This window comes from Serratia sp. BNK-4, from assembly GCF_048685115.1.
Lineage (GTDB): Bacteria > Pseudomonadota > Gammaproteobacteria > Enterobacterales > Enterobacteriaceae > Serratia > Serratia bockelmannii.
In genome coordinates this window covers 1,840,310-1,860,190 of record NZ_JBLQTM010000001.1, presented here as the reverse complement: position 1 = coordinate 1,860,190, position 19,881 = coordinate 1,840,310, and the positions used below count along the sequence as shown (strand labels likewise).

The 19,881-nt window shown below is 60.1% G+C and carries 21 protein-coding genes; 15 read left to right on the top strand and 6 right to left on the bottom strand.

From position 1 onward, the window contains the following. Positions 1–84 precede the first annotated feature (84 nt). The 7 genes from ACMGGW_RS09055 (at position 85) to ACMGGW_RS09025 (ending at position 6,289) form a co-directional block, all read left to right on the top strand. Entirely contained in the window at positions 85–624 is a 540-nt protein-coding gene (locus ACMGGW_RS09055; RefSeq protein ID WP_016928005.1) for a spore coat U domain-containing protein, read from the top strand. Positions 625–626: 2 nt separating this feature from the next. Next, positions 627–1,130, top strand: coding sequence for a spore coat U domain-containing protein (locus ACMGGW_RS09050; protein WP_025302583.1), 504 nt, complete (start codon positions 627–629; stop codon positions 1,128–1,130). After that, entirely contained in the window at positions 1,130–1,684 is a 555-nt protein-coding gene (locus tag ACMGGW_RS09045; protein ID WP_016928007.1) for a spore coat U domain-containing protein, read from the top strand. The genes ACMGGW_RS09050 and ACMGGW_RS09045 overlap by 1 nt, the downstream gene beginning before the upstream one ends. 24 nt (positions 1,685–1,708) lie before the next feature. Next, entirely contained in the window at positions 1,709–2,473 is a 765-nt protein-coding gene (locus ACMGGW_RS09040) for a molecular chaperone (RefSeq protein WP_025302581.1), read from the top strand. Between the two features lie 67 nt (positions 2,474–2,540). Next, complete coding sequence (locus ACMGGW_RS09035; protein ID WP_227255594.1) at positions 2,541–4,961, top strand: fimbria/pilus outer membrane usher protein; 2,421 nt, start codon at positions 2,541–2,543, stop codon at positions 4,959–4,961. Positions 4,962–4,981: 20 nt separating this feature from the next. Next, positions 4,982–5,914, top strand: coding sequence for a spore coat U domain-containing protein (locus ACMGGW_RS09030; RefSeq protein WP_025302579.1), 933 nt, complete (start codon positions 4,982–4,984; stop codon positions 5,912–5,914). Positions 5,915–6,049: 135 nt separating this feature from the next. Further along, positions 6,050–6,289, top strand: a complete 240-nt coding sequence (locus ACMGGW_RS09025) for a DUF1480 family protein (RefSeq protein WP_025302578.1) — start codon at positions 6,050–6,052, stop codon at positions 6,287–6,289. 55 nt (positions 6,290–6,344) lie between these two features. Here the strand turns inward: ACMGGW_RS09025 and ACMGGW_RS09020 are convergent, their stop codons facing one another. Continuing rightward, entirely contained in the window at positions 6,345–6,944 is a 600-nt protein-coding gene (locus ACMGGW_RS09020; protein ID WP_025302577.1) for a C39 family peptidase, read from the bottom strand. Positions 6,945–6,948: 4 nt separating this feature from the next. Then, on the bottom strand, positions 6,949–7,341 hold the full coding sequence (locus ACMGGW_RS09015) for an ASCH domain-containing protein (RefSeq protein WP_049295454.1): 393 nt from the start codon (positions 7,339–7,341) through the stop codon (positions 6,949–6,951). Between the two features lie 338 nt (positions 7,342–7,679). Here ACMGGW_RS09015 and yniD point away from each other — a divergent pair, with 338 nt between their 5' ends. Continuing rightward, positions 7,680–7,772, top strand: coding sequence for a small membrane protein YniD (gene yniD / locus ACMGGW_RS09010; protein ID WP_016928013.1), 93 nt, complete (start codon positions 7,680–7,682; stop codon positions 7,770–7,772). Positions 7,773–7,810: 38 nt separating this feature from the next. On the opposite strand, the gene ACMGGW_RS09005 is transcribed toward yniD, so the two are convergent. After that, positions 7,811–7,963 (bottom strand): hypothetical protein, encoded by a 153-nt coding sequence (locus ACMGGW_RS09005; protein WP_162838012.1) that lies wholly within the window; start codon positions 7,961–7,963, stop codon positions 7,811–7,813. A gap of 159 nt (positions 7,964–8,122) precedes the next feature. Here ACMGGW_RS09005 and ACMGGW_RS09000 point away from each other — a divergent pair, with 159 nt between their 5' ends. Then, entirely contained in the window at positions 8,123–8,332 is a 210-nt protein-coding gene (locus ACMGGW_RS09000) for a hypothetical protein (RefSeq protein ID WP_004931526.1), read from the top strand. 146 nt (positions 8,333–8,478) lie between these two features. Here the strand turns inward: ACMGGW_RS09000 and ACMGGW_RS08995 are convergent, their stop codons facing one another. Both ACMGGW_RS08995 and ACMGGW_RS08990 read right to left on the bottom strand, forming a co-directional pair. Beyond that, positions 8,479–9,897 carry a serralysin family metalloprotease gene (locus ACMGGW_RS08995; protein WP_025302576.1) on the bottom strand — a complete coding sequence of 473 codons (1,419 nt, stop codon included), beginning with the start codon at positions 9,895–9,897 and terminating at the stop codon, positions 8,479–8,481. 332 nt (positions 9,898–10,229) lie between these two features. After that, on the bottom strand, positions 10,230–11,573 hold the full coding sequence (locus ACMGGW_RS08990; protein ID WP_016928018.1) for a 2-hydroxycarboxylate transporter family protein: 1,344 nt from the start codon (positions 11,571–11,573) through the stop codon (positions 10,230–10,232). A gap of 431 nt (positions 11,574–12,004) precedes the next feature. Between ACMGGW_RS08990 and pckA the strand changes: the two genes are divergently transcribed. Continuing rightward, complete coding sequence (pckA, locus tag ACMGGW_RS08985; RefSeq protein WP_197833446.1) at positions 12,005–13,624, top strand: phosphoenolpyruvate carboxykinase (ATP); 1,620 nt, start codon at positions 12,005–12,007, stop codon at positions 13,622–13,624. A 56-nt stretch (positions 13,625–13,680) separates the two neighbouring features. Here pckA and ACMGGW_RS08980 read toward each other — a convergent pair whose 3' ends face one another. Beyond that, on the bottom strand, positions 13,681–14,325 hold the full coding sequence (locus ACMGGW_RS08980; protein WP_049204082.1) for a TetR/AcrR family transcriptional regulator: 645 nt from the start codon (positions 14,323–14,325) through the stop codon (positions 13,681–13,683). 93 nt (positions 14,326–14,418) lie between these two features. Between ACMGGW_RS08980 and ACMGGW_RS08975 the strand changes: the two genes are divergently transcribed. From ACMGGW_RS08975 to ACMGGW_RS08955, 5 genes are all read left to right on the top strand, one after another. After that, positions 14,419–15,117 carry a DAPG hydrolase family protein gene (locus ACMGGW_RS08975; protein WP_149570172.1) on the top strand — a complete coding sequence of 233 codons (699 nt, stop codon included), beginning with the start codon at positions 14,419–14,421 and terminating at the stop codon, positions 15,115–15,117. An 82-nt stretch (positions 15,118–15,199) separates the two neighbouring features. Further along, positions 15,200–15,586 carry a GFA family protein gene (locus ACMGGW_RS08970; RefSeq protein WP_025302571.1) on the top strand — a complete coding sequence of 129 codons (387 nt, stop codon included), beginning with the start codon at positions 15,200–15,202 and terminating at the stop codon, positions 15,584–15,586. Between the two features lie 90 nt (positions 15,587–15,676). Continuing rightward, entirely contained in the window at positions 15,677–16,981 is a 1,305-nt protein-coding gene (locus ACMGGW_RS08965) for an MFS transporter (RefSeq protein ID WP_197831931.1), read from the top strand. A gap of 168 nt (positions 16,982–17,149) precedes the next feature. Then, a complete protein-coding gene (locus ACMGGW_RS08960) occupies positions 17,150–18,409 on the top strand; it encodes an oligosaccharide MFS transporter (protein WP_197831930.1) in 1,260 nt (419 codons plus the stop codon). Further along, positions 18,406–19,848 carry a sucrose-6-phosphate hydrolase gene (locus ACMGGW_RS08955; protein ID WP_197831929.1) on the top strand — a complete coding sequence of 481 codons (1,443 nt, stop codon included), beginning with the start codon at positions 18,406–18,408 and terminating at the stop codon, positions 19,846–19,848. Before ACMGGW_RS08960 ends, ACMGGW_RS08955 begins: the two co-directional genes overlap by 4 nt. Positions 19,849–19,881: the final 33 nt, after the last annotated feature.

Below are 19,881 nucleotides of genomic sequence, written 5' to 3'. Positions count from 1 at the left end.
TTAAAGTGCAGCTAAATGAATACGTTCAACTCACCTCTGGGTGGCGTCTTTGCGGGCTTTCTCTCATACGGCAAGGAATATAAGATGAAAAAAACTCTGATGGCATTGACCTCGGTAGCAACCCTGCTGTGCGCCAACGGCGCGGCTAACGCAGCAGGCACCATTCAAGGCACGTTAGGCGTGACGCTGACCATCGGCGCCGGTTGCGTCGTGGGGGGCGGCAGCAGCAGCGGTTCCGTCAACGACTTCGGCTCCATCAGCTTCGGTACTTACTCTTCACTGGCCAACATCATCGACGCCAGCGCCACCGGCGCAGGGGGGGCCGGTACGCTGTCATTGACCTGCACTACCGGCACAGACTACACGGTGGCGCTGGACAACGGGCTCCATGTCACTTCAGGCACCCAACGCCGCATGGCCAGCACGGCAGGCGCCTTCATCAGCTATAACCTGTACCAGGATGCCGCACGCACTACCGCCTGGGGCAGCGGCGCCAACGCGCGGACCGGCACCGGCACCGGCGCCGCCGTTCCGCTGATCGTGTATGGCCGCGTCCCGGCGGCCGGTTCTACCCCGGCGGCAGACACCTATAACGACACCGTCACGATGACGGTCACCTGGTAACGGTGCGGCGCGCGCTTTGCTGCTGCGGATTATGGGCGTGCAGCCTGTTGGCGCAGGCCGACAGTAAAACCGCGACCCTCGGCGTCAGCGCGACCTTGCTCAGCGCCTGTGAGGCCGGCAGCAGCTCAGGCGGCAATGTCAGCTTCGGCACGCTGAATTTCGGCACGTTGTATTTTCTCAGCACCGCAACCAGCGTCGCCGGGCAACAAAACGCCGGCGCCATTCGGGTGAAATGCACCAACGGCACCAGCTACAGCGTTCTGCTTGGCGGCGGGCAAAGCGGCAATACCGCTGCCCGCTACCTGCAAAGCGCGGCCGGCCAACGGGTGAATTACAACCTGTATACCAACGCCGCCCACAGCACCATTTGGGATAATCTGACGGGCGTGTCACAAACCGCCAACGGTTCGGACAACTGGCTGCCGGTCTATGGCATGATTCCGGCGCAATCCACACCCCCGACAGGCAGCTACACCGATACGGTACAGGTCACGATCAATTGGTAATGACGATGCGCGCTTCAATTTGCGGTTTGCTGTTCTGCCTGCCGCTTTCCCCGGCCCAAAGCGATACCGGCGTCAACGACTTGACCAAAAGCCAGCCGTTCACCGTCAATGCAACCGTGGTTAAAGGCTGCGTATTGGGCAGCGGCGTCAGTGACGTGACCACCTTCGGCACCCTGAACTTCGGCCAGTTGTCCTCACTGAGCAACGCAGTCAGCGTCGTCTCCAGCAGCGGCGCCGGTTCGGTGCTGTTTCGCTGCAACCCGGGGCTGAGCGTCACGCTGGCCCTCGGCGTCGGCAATCACGTGACCGGATCCATCGCCGGCGGCAGAAAATTACAAAACGCCGTCACGTCGGAAACGCTGCTGTATCAACTTTATCAAGACAGCAACTACGCCACCCTTTGGGGCGATGGCGCTAACGGCGGCGCGGCGCAGACCGTCGCCGCCACCGGCAGCACGCAAGAAATCAAGGTTTACGCCCGTCTGTTTTCGACCAGTACCCTGCCCACCAGTGGCGTTTACAGCGATACGGTCTTGTTGACGGTCACTTATTAAGTTTTTTGCAATAAGGATTGAGTTATGCGCATACCCTTCCGTCTGCCGTTAACGGCAGCCTTGCTCCTGGCAAGCCAGCAGCACGCCCTGGCCGCGGCTTCCATTCTCATTTGGCCGATCGATCCGGTGATTGAAGATCAACAACAGGCCACCGCGCTGTGGCTTGAAAATCGCGACAGCAAACCGGTCTATATGCAAATTCGCGTGTTGGGTTGGAAGCAAACCGCCGGCAAAGACGATTACAGCAACCAAAGCGACGTGATCGCCAGTCCGCCGGTGGCGTCGATCGCGCCAGGCAAACGCCAGCTGATACGCCTGATCAAACAGTCGGCGCCGGCGGCGGGACAGGAGCGCGCCTATCGCATTTTGGTCGATGAAGTGCCGGTGAAAGAACAATCATCGGATGCCGCCCCCGGCGGTGCAGAGATGGGGCTGAAATTCCAGATGCGCTACTCGGTGCCGCTGTTCGTCAGCGGCAAGGGGATTTGGACCAAACAGGACAGCGAAAAACCGCGCGATTACGCGACCGCCAGCCAACCCAAGCTCAGCTATCGTTTACAGCAGCAAAGCAGCGAACGCTGGCTGGAGGTGCGAAATCAAGGCGCAGTGCATGCCCGAATCTCGAAAGTGACGCTGCAAGGGCGCAGCCTAAATCCCGGCCTGATGGGATACGTGCTGCCCGGTTCACAGATGCGCTTCGCTTTGCCGCCCGCCGGCGGTTTCAGCAGCGGCAAGCTGATGGCCACGGTCAATGACAACAAACAGCCCGTAGCCATTCCGTCTTATTGAGGCCCAGGTGCAGCCGATAGAGAGGCTATCGACGCGGCGTTTCAACCTCAAGCCGCTGGCGTTTGCCATGCTGAGCATGGCGGCCGGCGGCTGGCTGCCGTTTGCGTTCGGCGACGATCTGCCCCCACCGCCCAGTGCCGTCAGCATGCCGGACACCACGCTGTATCTGGAGCCGGTCGTCAACGGGCGCCAAACCGGCAACGTCGTGCCAGTCAACTATCGCGGCGGCCATTACTACATGACGCCCCAGCAACTGCTCGACGCCGGGCTGCCGGTAGCGGATAAACAGGCGAAAGACATCGCCGTCGATCGGCTGGAGAAGGTGGATGTCAGCTACAGCGGCGAGAGCCAGCAGTTGCTGATCAACGTGCCCAACGACTGGTTGCCGCAGCAAACCATCGGCGCCCATTCACCGCTGCAACGCTTGCCGGCGCAAAGCAGCCTGGGTTTGCTGTTTAACTACGACATCTATGCCAGCCAAAGCAACGGCAATGGCCGACCAGGCTACCTGTCGGCGTGGAGCGAACAGCGGCTGTTCGACGGTTTCGGCGTCATCGCCAACACCGGCATCTACCGCAGCGGGTTTAACGGCGGGCCAAACGACGATGGCGGCCGCTATATTCGATACGACAGCTACTGGCGCTTCAACGATGACCAGCGGATGCTGAGTGTGATCGCCGGTGACCTAACCACCGGCTCGCTCCCCTGGAGCAGCGCCGTGCGCATCGGCGGCTTGCAATTGGCGCGCAATTTCGCGGTACGCCCGGATCTTATCACCTATCCGCTACCGCAATTTTCCGGCCAGGCAGCATTGCCCAGCAGCGTCGATTTATACATCAACAGCTATAAAAACAGCACCACCAACATCAATCCCGGGCCGTTCACCCTCAACAGCGTGCCCTACATTAACGGTGCGGGTCAGGCCACGGTCGTCACCACCGACGCCCTCGGCCGTCAGGTCAGCACCACGGTACCGTTCTACGTGGCCAGCAACCTGCTGCAGACCGGCATGAGCGATTTCAGCGTTTCCACCGGTTTGCTGCGGCGCAACTACGGGTTGAATTCTGCCGATTACGGGCAATGGGTTGGTAGCGCCAGTTTACGTTACGGCGTCACTGATTGGTTAACCCTGGAAGGACGCGCCGAAGGCGCAGCCGAATTGGCGGTCGGCGGCGGCGGCGCCGACATTCGCGTCGGGCAATGGGGGGTTTTCAACGCGTCCTACAGCGTCAGCCAGGCCGGCGACGAAGCGTTTAACGGTGGCCGGCCGATACAATCCCCCACGTATTATGACCCGCTGACCGGCAGGCCGTTGCAACAGCCGGATCCCCAGCCCGTCTATCGCTACACCGGCAACCACGGCGATCAGAGCAGTTTTGGCTACACCTACAGCAACTCACGCTTCAGCCTCAACGCGCAACGTATCCTGCGCAGCGCCGATTTTGGCGACATTTCCGTGTATAAAAGCGACTACCGTCTGAGCCGCCGCACCGATCAATTGACCGGCAGCGTCAGCCTGGGCCGGCTCGGCAGCCTCGGCGCCGGTTATTTTGACGTACGCGACGCCATCGCCCAACGAACTCGCCTGATGAACCTGTCCTACAGTGTGTCGCTTTGGCGCAACAGCAGCCTGTACGCCTCGCTGAACCGGGAAATCGGCAGCAGCGGTTACAGTGCCCAACTGCAGCTCTCCATTCCGTTCGACAGTTGGGGTACCGCCAGCTTCAGCGCCGCGCGCGACAACAACAACCGCTGGAGCGAACGCGTCAGCTACAGCCGCGCCGCGCCGACTGATGGCGGTTTCGGTTGGAATCTGGCCTACGCCAATAACCCGAGCGGCGGCGATTACCGCCAGGCGGATCTGACCTGGCGCACCCGCAGGCTCGAAGCCCGAGCGGGCGTATACGGTACCCGTGATGAAACCAACCACTGGGGAGAAATCAGCGGTTCGCTGGTGGCGATGAACGGCGGCGTGTATGCCACCAACACCATCAACGATGCCTTTGCGCTGGTGTCCACGCAAGGATACGCCGACATTCCGGTGAGCTATGAGAACCAGCCGATCGGCAAGACCGATGCCCAGGGCTATTTACTGGTGCCGACCGTCACCTCTTACTACCATGCGAAATTCCAGATTGATCCGCTCAGCCTGCCCGCCGACGTCGCGCTGCCGACGGTGGAAAAAACCGTCGCCATTCGCGATCACAGCGGTTTTCTGGTCGAGTTCCCCATCCAACCCATCTCCGCCGCCGACGTCGAACTGGTTGACGAGCAAGGCAAACCGCTGGCCAACGGCAGCCAGGTGGCGGTGGTTGGCGGCCATCAGCAAAGCTATGTCGGTTGGGATGGCATGACCTATATCGACCCGGTGCAACAACACAATCGCCTGAGCGTGATCCCGGCCGACGGCGGCCCGCCGTGCCAGGCGGAATTCAGTCTGGCGAAGCCTCAGGGCATCCAGCGCGTCGGCCCGGTTGTCTGCCGCTAATTCAACGACGGAGAGTCACTATGTTTCGGGGATTGAAAGCCTTATTGTTAACCCTTTCGCTGCTGCTCTGTCAGCGCGCATTCGCCGACTGCGCCACCACCAACGGCACCGTCACCTTACCGGGGAGCAGCTCTTTCGTGGTCTACAATGGGCAGATCAACGCCCAGGGCACCGCCGGCCTCAACTGCACCGGCCTCGGCCTCAATTTGCTCACGCAAAACACCGTCACGGTCAAGATCGCCTCCACCACCAACAATATGGCGGTTGCCAACACCGACGGTTCCGGCGATAAAATCGCTTACCTGATCTACCCCGACGCCAACTACCAATATCCTTACAGCATCGGCCAAACCATCGACTACAGCTCGCTGAACCTGCTGTCGCTGATCCTGATTTCCTCCAACGTCAACTTTCCGCTGTATATCAAAACCACCGCCGGCGCCAACGTGCGCGCAGGCACCTATACCGACAGCATCAACCTGATCTGGAATTACCATATTTGCGGCCTGGGCGTGCTCGGCCTGTGCGTTTGGTGGGACGGCGTCGACAAACCCAGCACGGTCAGCGTCAGCGTCACCATCACCAAAGACTGCCTGATCGGCACCGCGCCCAACGTCAACTTCGGCAGCATGGCGTTGGTCGGGCAGTTCAATCCTGTCAATCAGAGCATCACCCTGACCTGCACCAAAACCGAGGGATACAACACCTATTTCACCAACGGCAATAACCCGGTTTCCGGTTGGCGACGCATGAAAAGCGGTACCAGTAATTTCATGCAGTACCAGATTTACTTGCCTAATACGACGACCGTTTGGGATAGCACCAACAAACAGAGCGGCGCCGGCACCGGCCTGGCGCAAAGCATCCCGTATAAGGCGGCGGTCAATGCGGCGCAGACGGAAGTGGCGGTCGGCAGCTATCAGGACACGCTCAGTTTTGTGGTGGAGTACTAGGCGTTGTGTTTTGCCGGCGTGGAAATTGTTTCCAAAATGTAATTTTTATGTGGCATTTTTTGCTCATTTGGCTATGCTCTTACCAATGGCCAAACTGGTCTAACCTCCTACCACACCATTGAGCAAGGAGTTCCCATGAGCAAAACCGTCGTAAAAATTGGCAGCTTCGAGGTCGATGACGCGCATCTTCACGCCGGCGCCGACCGCACCGGCACCCTGAGCATTCCCTGCAAGTCCGATCCGGATCTGTGCATGCAGCTGGACGGCTGGGATGAACATACCAGCATCCCGGCCATCCTCGACGGCAAACAGTCGCTGCTGTACAAGCAACACTACGATCGGCAAGCGGACGCCTGGGTGATGCGGCTGGCATGAAAATGCATCAGAACTGCTGACGACGCGCTGTTTTCATCGGAAACAGCGCGTTTTTTTATGCGATGGCGATGCCGCGGCCGGCAAAGAAAGGGGCGAAGCGGCTGAGCGGCAGGTGCACCCGCTCCCGCGTCGCCGGGCTGTCGCCCGAAGGATTGTGGAAGATCACGCTTTGCGCATCGGCGGCGGTGATCAGCACCAGATGCCCGCCCCGCTGCGGCGGCGTACTCTCCGGCCGGCGAATGGAGGGATGCACCGAGGCGATAAAGTAGCGGCATTCATGAAGCAGCGCCGGCACCTCGGCGGCCTCTAGCCCCACCTTCACCTCCGCTTGCAGCGCGAACTGCTCGCGCACATACTCGACGAACGGCGCATAAATCAGCCCCTTTATCCGCTCACCTTCGCGTACATAGGCGCCGTAGGGCAGGCTGCGGCGCGCCAGCTCCAGCAGCGGCGGCGCTTCGCCGTCGCGGTGGCCCAGCACCATTTTCAGGCAGGCCATGCCGCACACGTGGTTGGCCCACTCGACGTACTCTGCCCGATCGCGGGCGCCGCTGCGCGCCCAATTTTCGTCTTGCGCCAGCGTCGCGCGGCCGGCGATCAGATCGGCGGCCAGCTCCGGGCTCGCCCACTGGCACTCGTAGGGAACGGCGCGCATAAGATTAAAATTTGTCGACGACGTTGAAATTCATCAGCACCAGCGTCATGTCCGGCGAGAACAGGTCATACTCTTCGAAGAAGCGCTGCAGCTCTTTGCGCCAGTGCGCCAGCGAGCGATCGCCCTCGCCTTCGGCAAAGGCGTGCGCTTCATCAACCTGATCGTAAGTTTTCATTTCCACCGCGGTCAACTCGACTGCGCAAACCGGCTCACCCTTGCCGTCCACCACCAGGAACAGATCGCCGGCCTGTGGGATCCCTTCGCCGTCCAGGTTAGAACAGGTGGCCGTTTTGGTGCCATTGAGGATCAATTGCACGACTTCATCGGCCTGCTGCTCGGTATCGCCGAACGCCCAGCGCTCAAGGTGCTCGTATTTCTGTGGAATTGCCGTCGCCATGATTATACCTTTAGGAAAAATGCATCAATGCAGACAGGATAGTACAACGTATTGCCGGCCGTCTGCATCCGTCGCAAGCGCGACTGCGCGTTTTGCCAGCGCCACTTTTACGCGTTTTTACCTTTCTTCGCTGTGCCTGCCGCGCTGCCGGGCGCATACTGTGAACATTATTCACCCAATGGCGACTGCCAGGCGGTAACATGCAGCAAAATGACATCGATGCTGACGATACCTTCAGCGATTTACTCAACGGCGTCGCGTTAGTGACGCTTGTCCTCATCACCCTCGCCGGCGGGTGGTATTTCAGCTAAAAGGGGCGCAACGTGGCAACAAAACGCATGGGCAACAAGCTCAGTAAAATGGTCGTGGTGCTGCTGCTGATCTGCCTGGCTTTGCTGCTGTTGCGTTGGGCGGCGATCGCCTTCGGTTAATGCCGCGAGACGACGCCGGCCGAACGCCGGCGCCCTGTTCATCGCCGCCGTGGCGCGGTCGGCTCCAGCAACTCCTGCAAATAGGCCAAACGCGCCTCCCCCTGAAGCAACCAGCGGCGACACAGCCAATGCTGCGTTTCACCCGTGCGGCTCAGGCGGTAGTACTCCGCCAAGGTTACGACCCAGTTCATGATGTTTTCTCCTGCTTTTCGACACCGTCAGTATTGAGCGTAAAAACCAGAAGAAATACTGATGGCTTGTTTTTTATGCTTCCTGTTTTAGGCGGCGGGTAGCGAAGCCGCAGTTCAGCTGTTACATTGGGCAAAAATCAACCCACCGAGGTGTAGACCATGACGTTCTCGGAACAGGAGATTAAACCCGTATGGGATGAGGTCGCACGCCTGATCGGCGACGGCGTGATGCAGCTGCGCCATCGCGGTGAAGCGCTGTCGGTGGAAACGTTGGAAAAACATCTGGCGCGGCAGTTGGCGGACAGCAACGATATCGAACGGCGCATCCTACTCGGCGCCGCCATCAACATGCTGAAAGGCGGAAAATGAATCGCCAACCGAAAAGGTTGGCGATTCGACAGAAGCCCGAGGTATGCAAGCCCGGCCTTCTGCGCGCTACTATGTCACGCTAATATGACGTAATTAATAGGAATTGTCGGGTTTTTGCCCAAAACGCCCTATTTTTGTTGCCTGCATTACGCCAACACGAAATCGCCGGCATCCAGCGGCTGCCCCACCACTTTCACCAGGAAGTCGTTGCCGTCAAAGGCGCCGCCCAGGTTGATCGCCACATCGCTGACGTGATTTTGCTCATCGTAGCTCAGCTTCGCCTCGCCCGCCTTGCCGCTGAACTGATCGACGAAGCGGATGCCGTCGGCGCTGCCGGTGTTGAACAGCGTCAGATCGATCTTGTCCTCGCCGCGCACGAAGTCGCGGATCCAATCCGGCGCCGCCGCCGTCGACTCATCCGCCGCAAAGTAGACGAAGGTGTCCTTGCCGGCACCGCCCCACAGCTGATCCGCCCCTTTGCCGCCGTACAGCACGTCATCGCCCGCGCCGCCCTTGAGCACGTTATCGGCGGCGTTCCCGACCAGCACATCGTTACCCGACCCGCCGATGGCATTTTCAATCGTCACGCCTGCGGCGATAGACACATTGCCTTTCAGGCCACCAACGTCCGAGAACGCCTTTTCATTCAGGTTGATGCGCTGATTTTGACCGAAGCCGGAGAAGTCGAAGGTGTCGTTGCCGCCGGCATCCCAAGCGGTGAAAATTATCTTGTCCTGCGCGCCGGTGGCGGTGAGGAAGTCGCGATCGGTGTTGGAATTGAATCCGTAAACCGTATCGCCGGTGCGGGTGTTCATGTTGGCACCGTAGAAATGCTGGATCGCCGTGATGTCGTTGAGCAACGGCCCGGAAGAGTACGCGCCTTTAAAGTCCTGCCCGGTGTTACTTTCGCTGAAATAGCTCATCAGGCTGTGCGCGCGGCTGTCCTCAAAGTAGGTCGCGTCTTTAGCGTAGGTGATGCTGACGCCCGGCGCGGCGTTATAGTCGCCCGGATGCTGCAACCCCAGCGCATGGCCGATTTCATGGGTGAAGGTCTGGCGACCGTACTCGTTCTCATGGATCTGGTTGTTGACGAAGGTATGGTTCTTGGCGTTATACCAGGTTTGCCCGGCGACCGAAGGCGAGGTGTCCGGGTTATACGCAAAGGCATAGGAGCCGCGCGAGCTGTAGTCGAACAGGCCGAATTTGATGTTGGCAGCGGCGGTGTTGCTGGTTTCGGTGAAGGTGATGTTAGCCACGTCTGACCATGACTGCAGCGACAGTTTAGCCTGCTCGCGCTGTTCGGCATTAAAGCTGCTGAAGCCGCTGATGCCCATGCTCGACATGTTGCCCGGCGCCTTTTCCCAGAAGCTGTAGGTCAGAGAGACCGGCGTGTCGGTCACGCCCTTGTCGTGCCAACTGCGATCGCCGCGCACCAGCTCCAGGCCGGCGTTTTCGAACGTTTTCGACGGATGAAGCACGGTAATGGTGTCGTCTTCATCGGGTTTATAAGCGCCCAACAGGGCTAATACGCCTTCGGCCTTAACGGAAGCATTGCTTGATGACATAACCTTATCTCCATATTCGTCAATTCAATCGGGGGGATGCCCCAACTGGCGGATTGCCTGAACGGCAGCGGCCCGGTGTTGAATCAATACGGGGATATCGGTAATGCGGTGGCGCCTTCCCTCGGCACTCTGAATGAGAACGATAATCCCTTAAGAGAAAAGAATAGACACATTTTCGTCGAGTACAGAATTTTCTCAGATAAAGTCCGACTATGCATTTGCGCCATACGAATGATTTTCAAGATAATCATCAGCATTATCACGATGAGCGGAAAAAACGCATAAAAAAACCGGGGCAATCCAACCCCGGTTATCCATAAGAAACTCTGGACTCAGACTAACCAACCGAGCAGCAGCGTCGCGCCAATGACCGTGGAAGCGCCGCCAATGCGCGTGGCGATTTGGGCGAATGGCATCAGCCCCATACGGTTCGACGCCGACAGGATCGCCACGTCGCCGGTGCCGCCCAGGCCACTGTGACAACAGGTGACGATTGCCGCCTCCACCGGGAACATCTTCAGGTAAGGCGCAATCAGGAAACTGACCAGCCCCATCGACAGCACCACCGAGCCGCAGACCACCACATAACCGACCGAGAACACTGCCACCACGCTTTCCAGCGGCACGTACAGCATGCCCAGACCGATCATCAGCGGCCACACCAGCGCCGTGGAGACGAACTTGTAGAAACTGTGCGCGCCGGTTTCCATCGAGGCCGGGATCACCCGGCAGTACTTGCACAGCACCGCGAACAGGATCATCAGCACCGGGCCGGGAATATGCACGATGTGTTCGAACAGGCCGCCGACGATAAAGAAGGCGCAGATCACCAGCAGCCCGCCGCCCATCAGTTGGAAATCGACGTTGCCGCTTTGCTCCTTGATGGCGAACATCGCGTTCTCCTGCGCCGAACGGATCAGCATGCCGTCGCCGCTCAGCGCCTTGCGCTGCATGCCGATACGCGCCAACACCCCGGCGGTCACGATGGCGAAGATGTTACCCAGCACCGCCGCCGGCGCCAGCTGCGCGACGTAGACGTCCGGCGTCGAGCCCAGGATCGCCGAATAGGCCAGCGACAGCGGTAAAATCCCCTCGCCGATGCCGCCACCGATGATTGGCACGATGATGAAGAAGAAGGTGTGATAGAAGGTAAAGCCGAACAGCTTGCCCACCAGCAGCCCGGTGATCACCGCCGTGATCGTACCCACCACCAGCGGCACGAACATGCGAATCATCCCCTGGATCAGGATCACCCGGTTCATGCCGAGAATGCTGCCGACCACCAGACTGGCGATGACGAAATAAAGCAGGTTGGCGTCTTTCATCAGCAGATGGACCGTGCCCATAACGTTGGGCTGGAAGACATTGAAATAGACCAGCACCGAGGGCACCATCAAACACAGAATGGCCGGCCCGCCGATATCGCGCAGCACGGGAATGCTTTTTCCCAACTGAGCCAGCGCAAAGCCCAGCGTCATTATCACTGCCAGGCCGCCGATCATATTTTTCGGCAGGAAGTTGGCATAGGCGGAAATCGCCACGATGGCGCAAATCGTGATAAACAACGCGATCGGTACCGCGCCGATATCTATTTGACGAAGTTGATTAATTAATCCTGAGGATTCGGACGATGCCGTATTTTTATCACAGGCCAGTTCTGCATTTATCTGTTTCATTATTCACCCTGCTGACAAGCGTACAGTACGGTTAGATTCACCTGGCGCAACATCCCGCCATTGCCAAGCAAAAACAAATGATTACGAAAAATCCTATTGTGGATTTCGCTTTTTCTAATAAGAAATAAAACAGTAGACAGCCCTGAAGATATGATAAAAAATAAAAATGCAAAACTAAATTACACCGACGGAATTCAATATTGTGACCCTCCGCCAAGGTTGGTTTTAATTAATTATCGTCAGCATTTTGTAATTAAAGTAAGCAGGTTTAAATTCGCTGCTATGCTATAGGAGGGCGAAAAAGCCCCCTGTTTTATTAATAAAGAACCGGAAACGCAGTAGCTGAATCCGGTCAGCTTGATCCGAACCTTAATCCTGCGCGCGGCACCGCTCGGGAAAGAGGCATAATATGACTCATAAGGAAGTAGAATATGTCTTCACGCGCTGTTACCCCACAAACTCTCGCTCGCTACGGCATCCATCAGGCCGCCGATATCGTCTATAACCCCAGCTATGAATTGCTGTTCGCCGAAGAGACCCGCGCCGACCTGCCGCCGCTGGAACGCGGCACCCTCACCCAACTGGGTGCGGTCAACGTCGCGACCGGTGAGTTCACCGGCCGTTCGCCGAAGGACAAATACATCGTGCGCGACGACACCACGCGCGATACCGTCTGGTGGTCGGACAACGGCACCGGCAAGAACGACAACCAGCCGCTCTCGCCGGGAGTCTGGCAGCATCTGAAGACGCTGGTGGGCAACCAGCTCTCCGGCAAGCGTTTGTTCGTGGTGGACGCGTTCTGCGGCGCCAACGCCGACACGCGCCTGAAAGTGCGCTTCATTACCGAGGTGGCCTGGCAGGCGCACTTCGTGAAAAACATGTTTATTCGCCCGAGCGACGCCGAACTGGCGGACTTCGAGCCGGACTTCGTGGTAATGAACGGCGCCAAATGCACCAACCCGGACTGGCAGCAGCAAGGGCTGCATTCGGAGAACTTCGTCGCCTTCAACCTGACGGAACGCATGCAGCTGATCGGCGGCACCTGGTACGGCGGCGAAATGAAAAAAGGCCTGTTCTCGATCATGAACTACCTGCTGCCGCTGAAGGGCATCGCCTCGATGCACTGCTCGGCCAACGTCGGCGAGCAAGGCGACGTGGCGGTGTTCTTCGGGCTGTCCGGCACCGGCAAAACCACCCTCTCCACCGATCCGAAACGCCAGCTTATCGGCGATGACGAGCACGGCTGGGACGACGACGGCGTGTTCAACTTCGAAGGCGGCTGCTACGCCAAGACCATCAAGCTGTCGCCGCAGGCGGAGCCGGAAATCTATCAGGCGATCCGCCGCGATGCGCTGCTGGAAAACGTCACCGTGCTGGCCGACGGCAGCATCGACTTCGACGATGCCAGCAAAACCGAGAACACCCGCGTCTCCTATCCGATTTATCACATCGAGAACATCGTCAAACCGGTGTCCAAAGCCGGCCATGCGCGCAAGATCATCTTCCTGACCGCCGACGCCTTCGGCGTACTGCCGCCGGTATCGCGCCTGACGCCTGAGCAAACCCAGTACCACTTCCTGTCCGGCTTCACCGCCAAGCTGGCCGGCACCGAGCGCGGCATCACCGCCCCGACGCCGACCTTCTCCGCCTGCTTCGGCGCCGCGTTCCTGACGCTGCACCCGACGCAATACGCCGAAGTGCTGGTGAAACGCATGGAGGCCGCCGGCGCCCAGGCTTACCTGGTCAACACCGGCTGGAACGGCAGCGGCAAACGTATTTCTATCAAAGATACGCGCGGCATTATCGACGCTATTCTGAATGGCGACATTGAGCAGGCCGAGACCTTCACGCTGCCGATCTTCGGGCTGGCAGTGCCGACCGCGCTGCCGGGCGTCGATCCGTCGATTCTCGATCCGCGCAAAACCTACGCCGACGAATCGCTGTGGCAGGAGAAAGCGCAGGATCTGGCCCAGCGCTTTATCGATAACTTCGCCAAATATACCGTCACCCCGGCGGGCGAAAAGCTGGTGAACGCCGGGCCGAAGCTGTAACGCAGACGTTTTGCATCCTGTTGTTCAAGGGCCGATTCGTCGGCCCTTTTTTGTATTCACGCTTCCGCCAGCAAACCCGGCATCACCAGCGCCACCGCCGCCGCGATGCGCTCGTCGATCGCGCTGCCCGGCGGCAACAGTCCCAGCGTCATCTGCCGTAGCGGTTCGGCGATGGTCATCGCCAACAGCAGGTCGCTGGTTTGCGCCCAGTCACGCGCACGCAGCCAGCCGCACTGCTGCTGGCGCTGCAGCCAGTCCGCCACCGTAGCCCGGCCGCGCTGAATGCCGTTGCGCTGATAGCTGTCCAGCAGCGCCTCGCGCCCCGGAAACTCGCTTTGCAGCAGCCGAAACATCCCTACCGCCTCGGCGCTCAATACCTGCTGCGCGATGGCCTTCAGCCCCTTTTCCAACAGCGGCGCCACCGCCTCCCACCGCCCGGCATCCTGGGCGAAGGCCGGCTGAAACGCCTCGGTCCAGCCGCTCACCGCCTGCGCGACCAGTTCGTCGCGATTGGCCGCAAAGCGATACAGGGTTTTTTTAGCCACCCCGGCGCGTTTCGCCACCGCGTCCACCGTTGCTGCGGCATAGCCGCCGTCGAGCAGCAACGCCAGCGTCGCTTGCGCCAGCGCGGCGCGCAGCGCCGTTTCCGGCGTGGCCGGCCGGCCGCGAGCGCGCGGCGGTTCTTCATTCGGGTTCGCCATATTTATTCCTCACAAGCATTGACAGACTCAGCATACCGGCATAGTTTTATTTTGGAAACACAATTCGTTTCCAAAATAAAACAGGAACCCATTATGACACATCCTTCCCTGCTGGCGCCGTGGGGCGTTAACGATATCAACGAGTTGCTCAAACCTGAACCGCTGCGGCTGGAGATGGGGCTGAGTCGCAGCGCCGACGGTTTGCTGACCGTCGCGGTCCGTACCGATATGCACGGCTGCAAGGGGCGCATGCTGGACTGGTGGTTCACCTTCTTTGAGAACACGCAGCACATCAACTGGTGGCACCCACACGATCACGTCGAACATCGCGGCTGGGACCGCCATTGGAAAAAAGGGGAAAGCTACGTCGGCGCCAGCATCGAAGCGGTCGAATGGCTGGCGGAACTGCCGCCGATCGCGGCACGCCTCAAGTTTCACGCCGCCGAGGACTTCTTCGCGCCGCAGCCGCTGCGCCAGGCGCGTGATGCGCAGGCGCTCTCCGCCGCCGTGTGTGCGCGCATCGGCTTCGGCGATCAGGTGGCGTTGGATGACAACGGCGATCCCTGCGACGGCGAGATGCTGCATCTGGCGCGCGATACGCCGTACGGGTGCGTGCTGCGCAGCCGTTTCCTGCTGGGTAAAGCCTGCGCCAACGCCCACGACGAACTCTCGGACGACATCGGGTTTAACCTGATGCGCCACTGCTACAACGAGTTCAGCTATCTAGCACAGTTCCTGCCGTCGCTGTACTACGCCGAAAACGGCCGCGAGCCGGCGCCGTTACTCTGGTAAGCCACCGGCGGGGCCTGTTATTTTTTCGCGATGCCGCTATAGTGATTTTCATCGCCATTCCCGCGTTTATGACGGAGAACTCATGGAAAATCCAGGCTATAGCGGCGGCTGCCTGTGCGGACATATTCGCTTTCAGGTGCACGGCCTGCCCGGTAACCCACACAGCTGTTCCTGCGAATTTTGCCGGCGCCACTCCGGTGCACCGACGCTCTGCTGGGTCGAATTTCCGCGTCAGGCCGTCGAGTGGAACGGCCCGGGCGGCATGCCCACGCTCTACCGCTCTTCCCCCTATTCCAGCCGCGCCTTTTGCCCGCGCTGCGGCAGCACGCTGGGGGCGATCGACGACGAGCCGACGGTGGCGTTGAGCACCGGCAGCTTCGATCGGGCCGATCTGCCGGAGCTGCGCCCGGTCTCGCACGCGTTCGCCGATGTTTGCCCCGAATGGTGGCATATCGACGGCATGCGCTGAGCGCCTCACAGTTCCCGCTGAAATCAATTGATTGTTTTGTCGTATAAATTTAGAACTGACGAACAATAATTCAAATGTATGGGAACGGGGATGAATCAACAGACTCTCGACGCGCGCCGTTCGCGTCAGGCGTTGCTAGCCGGCTCGGTTGGCAACTTTATCGAATGGTATGAGTTCGGGGTGTACGGGTTCCTGGCTACCGTCATCGCCGCCAATTTTTTCACGCTGCAGGGTGAAAATGAAGTCACCAGCCTGATCCTCACCTACGCCGCCTTCGCGCTGGCGTTTTTCTGCCGGCCGATCGGCGCGGTGATCTTCGGCCGCATCGGCGATCGCATCGGCCGTCGCCCGACGCTGATTGCGGTTCTGTTGTTGATGACGCTGGCCACCGCACTGATCGGCGTCATGCCGACCTATGCCTCGATCGGCATCGCCGCCCCGCTGCTGCTGACGCTGCTGCGCATGTTTCAGGGGCTGTTCGCCGGCGGCGAATTCGGCGGCGCCGTATCACTGATGACCGAATTCGCCCCGAAGGGCAAACGCGGGCTGTTCGGCGCCTGGCAATCGTTGACCGTCGCGCTCGGCCTGCTGGCCGGGGCCGGGCTGGTGGCGCTGCTGGCCGCGCTGCTCAGCGTGCAGCAGCTGCATGACTGGGGCTGGCGCATTCCCTTCCTGCTGGCGCTGCCGATGGGCGCTGTGGCGCTGTGGCTGCGGCTCAAGCTCGAAGAGACGCCCACGTTTACCCAGGCGCAACAGGCCGCGGAACACAGCGCCGCACCGCAGGAGGCGAGCTTGGGCGGCGTGGCGAAAACCATATTGATCGGCATCGGCCGCATGATGGGCTGGTCGGCCGCCGGCTATACCTTCCTGGTGGTGATGCCTTCCTATTTGCAAACCTCGTTGCACGCCACCTTCCAGCAGGCGCTGGTGGCGACGGTGCTGGCCAACGTCGGCTTCGCCCTGACCATTCTGCCGGCGGGCATCATCAGCGACAAACTGGGGCGTAAAACGGTGATGCTGACGGCGGTGGCGGCGGTGATCCTGTTCACCTTCCCGCTGCTGCACCTGTTGCAGGATGCGCAGAGTTCACTGTGGGCCAAAGGGCTGGCAGTGATGGTCGCCGGCGCCGTAGTCGGCCTGCTGGCCGGCCCCGGCCCGGCGATGCTGGCGGAAATGTTCCCGACCCGGGTGCGTTATACCGGCTTGGGGCTGGCTTACTCGCTGTCCAATGCGGTGTTTTCCGGCTCGGCCGGGCTGATTATCACCGGCCTCATCAAACAGACCGGCAATATCGACATTCCCGCCTACTACGTGGTCGCCACCTCGGTGGTCAGCCTGTTTGCGCTGATGACGCTGCGCCGCGACGATCATCTGCGCTCGCTGAACGAACGTTAATCCTCCGGGGGCACATCGCCCCCTTGCCAACTCGTGACCTCGATCACAAGGCACAAATGTTAACGTTAACTTTTGTGATTAACATCTCATGCGTGATATCTGGCCGCTTCATCCCTTCGCGAGTTAACGTTAACAATAGAGCTAACTTCACTCACCGGGGCCCTACCCATGAACCGCGAAACTAAAAAATATTACGTGCTGCTCAGCGGCCTGCTGTTCTTCTTTTTCTTCACCTGGTCTTCCAGCTTTTCGCTGATCTCGCTGTGGCTGAATCAGAAGATCGGCCTGAAAGGCGCCGAGACCGGCCTGATCTTCTCCGCTATCTCGTTGGTGGCGCTGTGCGCCCAGCCGCTGTACGGGTTTATTCAGGATAAACTTGGGCTGCGCAAACACCTGCTGCAGTTTCTCGGCGTGATGCTGCTGCTGACCGGCCCGTTCTTTATCTACGTTTACGCCCCGCTGCTGGCGAGCAGCCTGCCGCTCGGCGCTTTGGTCGGCGGGGTGTTCATCGGCGCGACCTTCTTCGCCGGTATCGGCGCGCTGGAATCTTATACCGAGCGAGTCAGCCGCATCAGCGGTTTCGAATTCGGCCGCGCCCGCATGTGGGGCTCGCTCGGCTGGGCCAGCGCCACCTTTGTGGCCGGTTTTATCTTCAATATCAATCCGAACATCAATTTCTGGCTGGCCTCCGCCGCCGCCGTGGTGTTCCTGGTGCTGCTCAGCCAGGTACGCGAGCTGAAGCCGAACGCCATGACCGGCCTGGCGTTCGGCAAACCGGAAAACCTGCGGCTGCAGGACGCGCTGGCGCTGCTGCGCATGCCCGGCTTCTGGGCACTGGTGGTGTTTGTGCTGGGGATCAGCGTATACAACGTTTTCGATCAGCAATTTTCGGTCTACTTCGCTTCACAGTTCGCTTCTCGCGCACAGGGCAACGAGATGTACGGTTTTCTCAACTCGCTGCAGGTCTTCCTCGAGGCCGGCGGCATGTTCCTGGCGCCGCTGCTGGTGAACCGCATCGGCGCCAAACAGGGGCTGTTGCTGGCCGGTGGCGTGATGGCGCTGCGCATGTTCGGTTCCGGCTTAGTCAGCGGCGCCCTGATGATCTCCGCCATGAAACTGCTGCACGCCGTAGAATTGCCAATCCTGCTGATCGCTATCTTCAAATACATCGCGAGCCGCTTTGACAGCCGACTCTCCTCCACACTGTACCTGGTAGGCTTCCAGTTCATCACCCAGGTGATGGCCAGCTTCCTGTCGCCGCTGGCGGGCTACGGTTATGACCGCATCGGCTTTGCCGACACCTATCTGCTGATGGGCTGCGCGGTCGCCGCCACGACGCTTGTCTCCTGTTTCCTGCTGCGCGGCGAACGTTCCGCCAGCGTAGCCCCCTTTCAATCCGCCATTAAATCAAGTGAGTCTGTCCAATGAACACTGCCTTAGCTCAAGCCGACCATGCGGTCGAAGCCCTGCGTGCAGAGCGCCGAGACGATTACTACCCGCAGTTCCATCTCGCGCCGCCCGCCGGCTGGTTCAACGATCCCAACGGCCTGATCTGTATTGACGGCGTCTATCATGCCTTCTTCCAGCATCACCCCTATAGCGAACACTGGGGCCCCATGCACTGGGGGCACGCGACCAGCCGCGACCTGATACGCTGGCAGCATCAGCCCATCGCCCTGGCACCCGATGCGCCCTATGACAAAGACGGTTGCTTTTCCGGCTGCGCCGTAGATGACAACGGTGTGCTGACGCTGATTTACACCGGCCACGTGTGGCTGGGCGAATCCGGTGACGACAGCCAGGTGCGGGAAGTGCAATGTCTGGCCACCAGCGAAGACGGCATACGCTTCATCAAACACGGGCCGGTACTGGCCCCGCCGGACGGCATTCAGCATTTTCGCGATCCGAAAGTCTGGTGCGAAAACGGCGAATGGTGGCTGGTGGTCGGCGCCAAAGAAAACGGCCTGGGCCAGGTGCGCCTGTACCGCTCTGCCGACCTGCGCGCCTGGCGCTTCGATCGGGTGCTGGCCGGCGCGCAAACGGCGCATCAGGGTTATATGTGGGAATGCCCGGATTTCTTCCCGCTGGGGGAGCAACACCTGCTGCTGTTTTCGCCGCAGGGGGTGGCGGCGCAGGGCTACCGCTATCGCAATCGCTTCCAGAGCGGCTATCTGCTCGGCCACTGGCGGCCGGACGGCGACTTTACGGTGACCCAGCCCTTCTGTGAGCTGGATGCCGGCCACGATTTCTATGCGCCGCAAACCTTCACCGCCGCCGACGGCCGTCGGCTGCTGTTTGCCTGGATGGATATGTGGGAATCCCCAATGCCCAGCAAAGCGCATCGCTGGGCCGGCGCCCTCACCCTGCCGCGCGAACTGACGCTGGCCGCCGACGGCAGCGTCCGCATGAACCCGGCGCGTGAACTGGCGGCGCTGCGCCGAGAGCCACACACGTTTTTGGCGCAGACGCTGACCAATCAGCATCTGCCGCTGACGAACGACGTGCAGGAACTCACCCTGACGTTGAGGCCGGCCGACAACGACGCCGAGCGTTACGGGCTGGCTATCGGGAGTGCGGCGCGCCTGTTTGTCGACAATCAGGCGCACCGACTGGTGCTGGAGCGTTTTCATGAAAACCCCGCCCTGTGCACCTGCCGCAGTGTGCCGCTGCCGGAGGGTGACATCCTGTCGCTGCGGATCTTTATCGATCGCTCATCGCTGGAAATCTTCGTGAATCAGGGAGAGGCCTGCCTGACCAGCCGCTTCTATCCGACGGCGGGCGATCGCCGTCTCCGCCTGTTCGCCGAAGGCGGCCGGGCGCAGTTCGAGCCCATCACGGGATGGCAGTTGGCGAGCATCTGGGGGTAATGGGAATGAGCGCCGGGCGCGCAGCGGCGCGCC

Coding starts and splice junctions, on each gene's coding strand:
- ACMGGW_RS09015 (WP_049295454.1), bottom strand. CDS start 7,341: ATGGCGACGGCAATTCCACAGAAATACGAGCACCTTGAGCGCTGGGCG.
- ACMGGW_RS09000 (WP_004931526.1), top strand. CDS start 8,123: ATGACGTTCTCGGAACAGGAGATTAAACCCGTATGGGATGAGGTCGCA.
- ACMGGW_RS08960 (WP_197831930.1), top strand. CDS start 17,150: ATGAACCGCGAAACTAAAAAATATTACGTGCTGCTCAGCGGCCTGCTG.
- ACMGGW_RS09030 (WP_025302579.1), top strand. CDS start 4,982: ATGTTTCGGGGATTGAAAGCCTTATTGTTAACCCTTTCGCTGCTGCTC.
- ACMGGW_RS08995 (WP_025302576.1), bottom strand. CDS start 9,897: ATGTCATCAAGCAATGCTTCCGTTAAGGCCGAAGGCGTATTAGCCCTG.
- ACMGGW_RS08970 (WP_025302571.1), top strand. CDS start 15,200: ATGGAAAATCCAGGCTATAGCGGCGGCTGCCTGTGCGGACATATTCGC.
- yniD (WP_016928013.1), top strand. CDS start 7,680: ATGGGCAACAAGCTCAGTAAAATGGTCGTGGTGCTGCTGCTGATCTGC.
- ACMGGW_RS09035 (WP_227255594.1), top strand. CDS start 2,541: ATGCTGAGCATGGCGGCCGGCGGCTGGCTGCCGTTTGCGTTCGGCGAC.
- ACMGGW_RS08965 (WP_197831931.1), top strand. CDS start 15,677: ATGAATCAACAGACTCTCGACGCGCGCCGTTCGCGTCAGGCGTTGCTA.
- ACMGGW_RS09055 (WP_016928005.1), top strand. CDS start 85: ATGAAAAAAACTCTGATGGCATTGACCTCGGTAGCAACCCTGCTGTGC.
- ACMGGW_RS09020 (WP_025302577.1), bottom strand. CDS start 6,944: ATGCGCGCCGTTCCCTACGAGTGCCAGTGGGCGAGCCCGGAGCTGGCC.
- ACMGGW_RS09040 (WP_025302581.1), top strand. CDS start 1,709: ATGCGCATACCCTTCCGTCTGCCGTTAACGGCAGCCTTGCTCCTGGCA.
- ACMGGW_RS09005 (WP_162838012.1), bottom strand. CDS start 7,963: ATGAACTGGGTCGTAACCTTGGCGGAGTACTACCGCCTGAGCCGCACG.
- ACMGGW_RS08955 (WP_197831929.1), top strand. CDS start 18,406: ATGAACACTGCCTTAGCTCAAGCCGACCATGCGGTCGAAGCCCTGCGT.
- ACMGGW_RS08990 (WP_016928018.1), bottom strand. CDS start 11,573: ATGAAACAGATAAATGCAGAACTGGCCTGTGATAAAAATACGGCATCG.
- ACMGGW_RS09025 (WP_025302578.1), top strand. CDS start 6,050: ATGAGCAAAACCGTCGTAAAAATTGGCAGCTTCGAGGTCGATGACGCG.
- ACMGGW_RS08980 (WP_049204082.1), bottom strand. CDS start 14,325: ATGGCGAACCCGAATGAAGAACCGCCGCGCGCTCGCGGCCGGCCGGCC.
- pckA (WP_197833446.1), top strand. CDS start 12,005: ATGTCTTCACGCGCTGTTACCCCACAAACTCTCGCTCGCTACGGCATC.
- ACMGGW_RS08975 (WP_149570172.1), top strand. CDS start 14,419: ATGACACATCCTTCCCTGCTGGCGCCGTGGGGCGTTAACGATATCAAC.
- ACMGGW_RS09045 (WP_016928007.1), top strand. CDS start 1,130: ATGACGATGCGCGCTTCAATTTGCGGTTTGCTGTTCTGCCTGCCGCTT.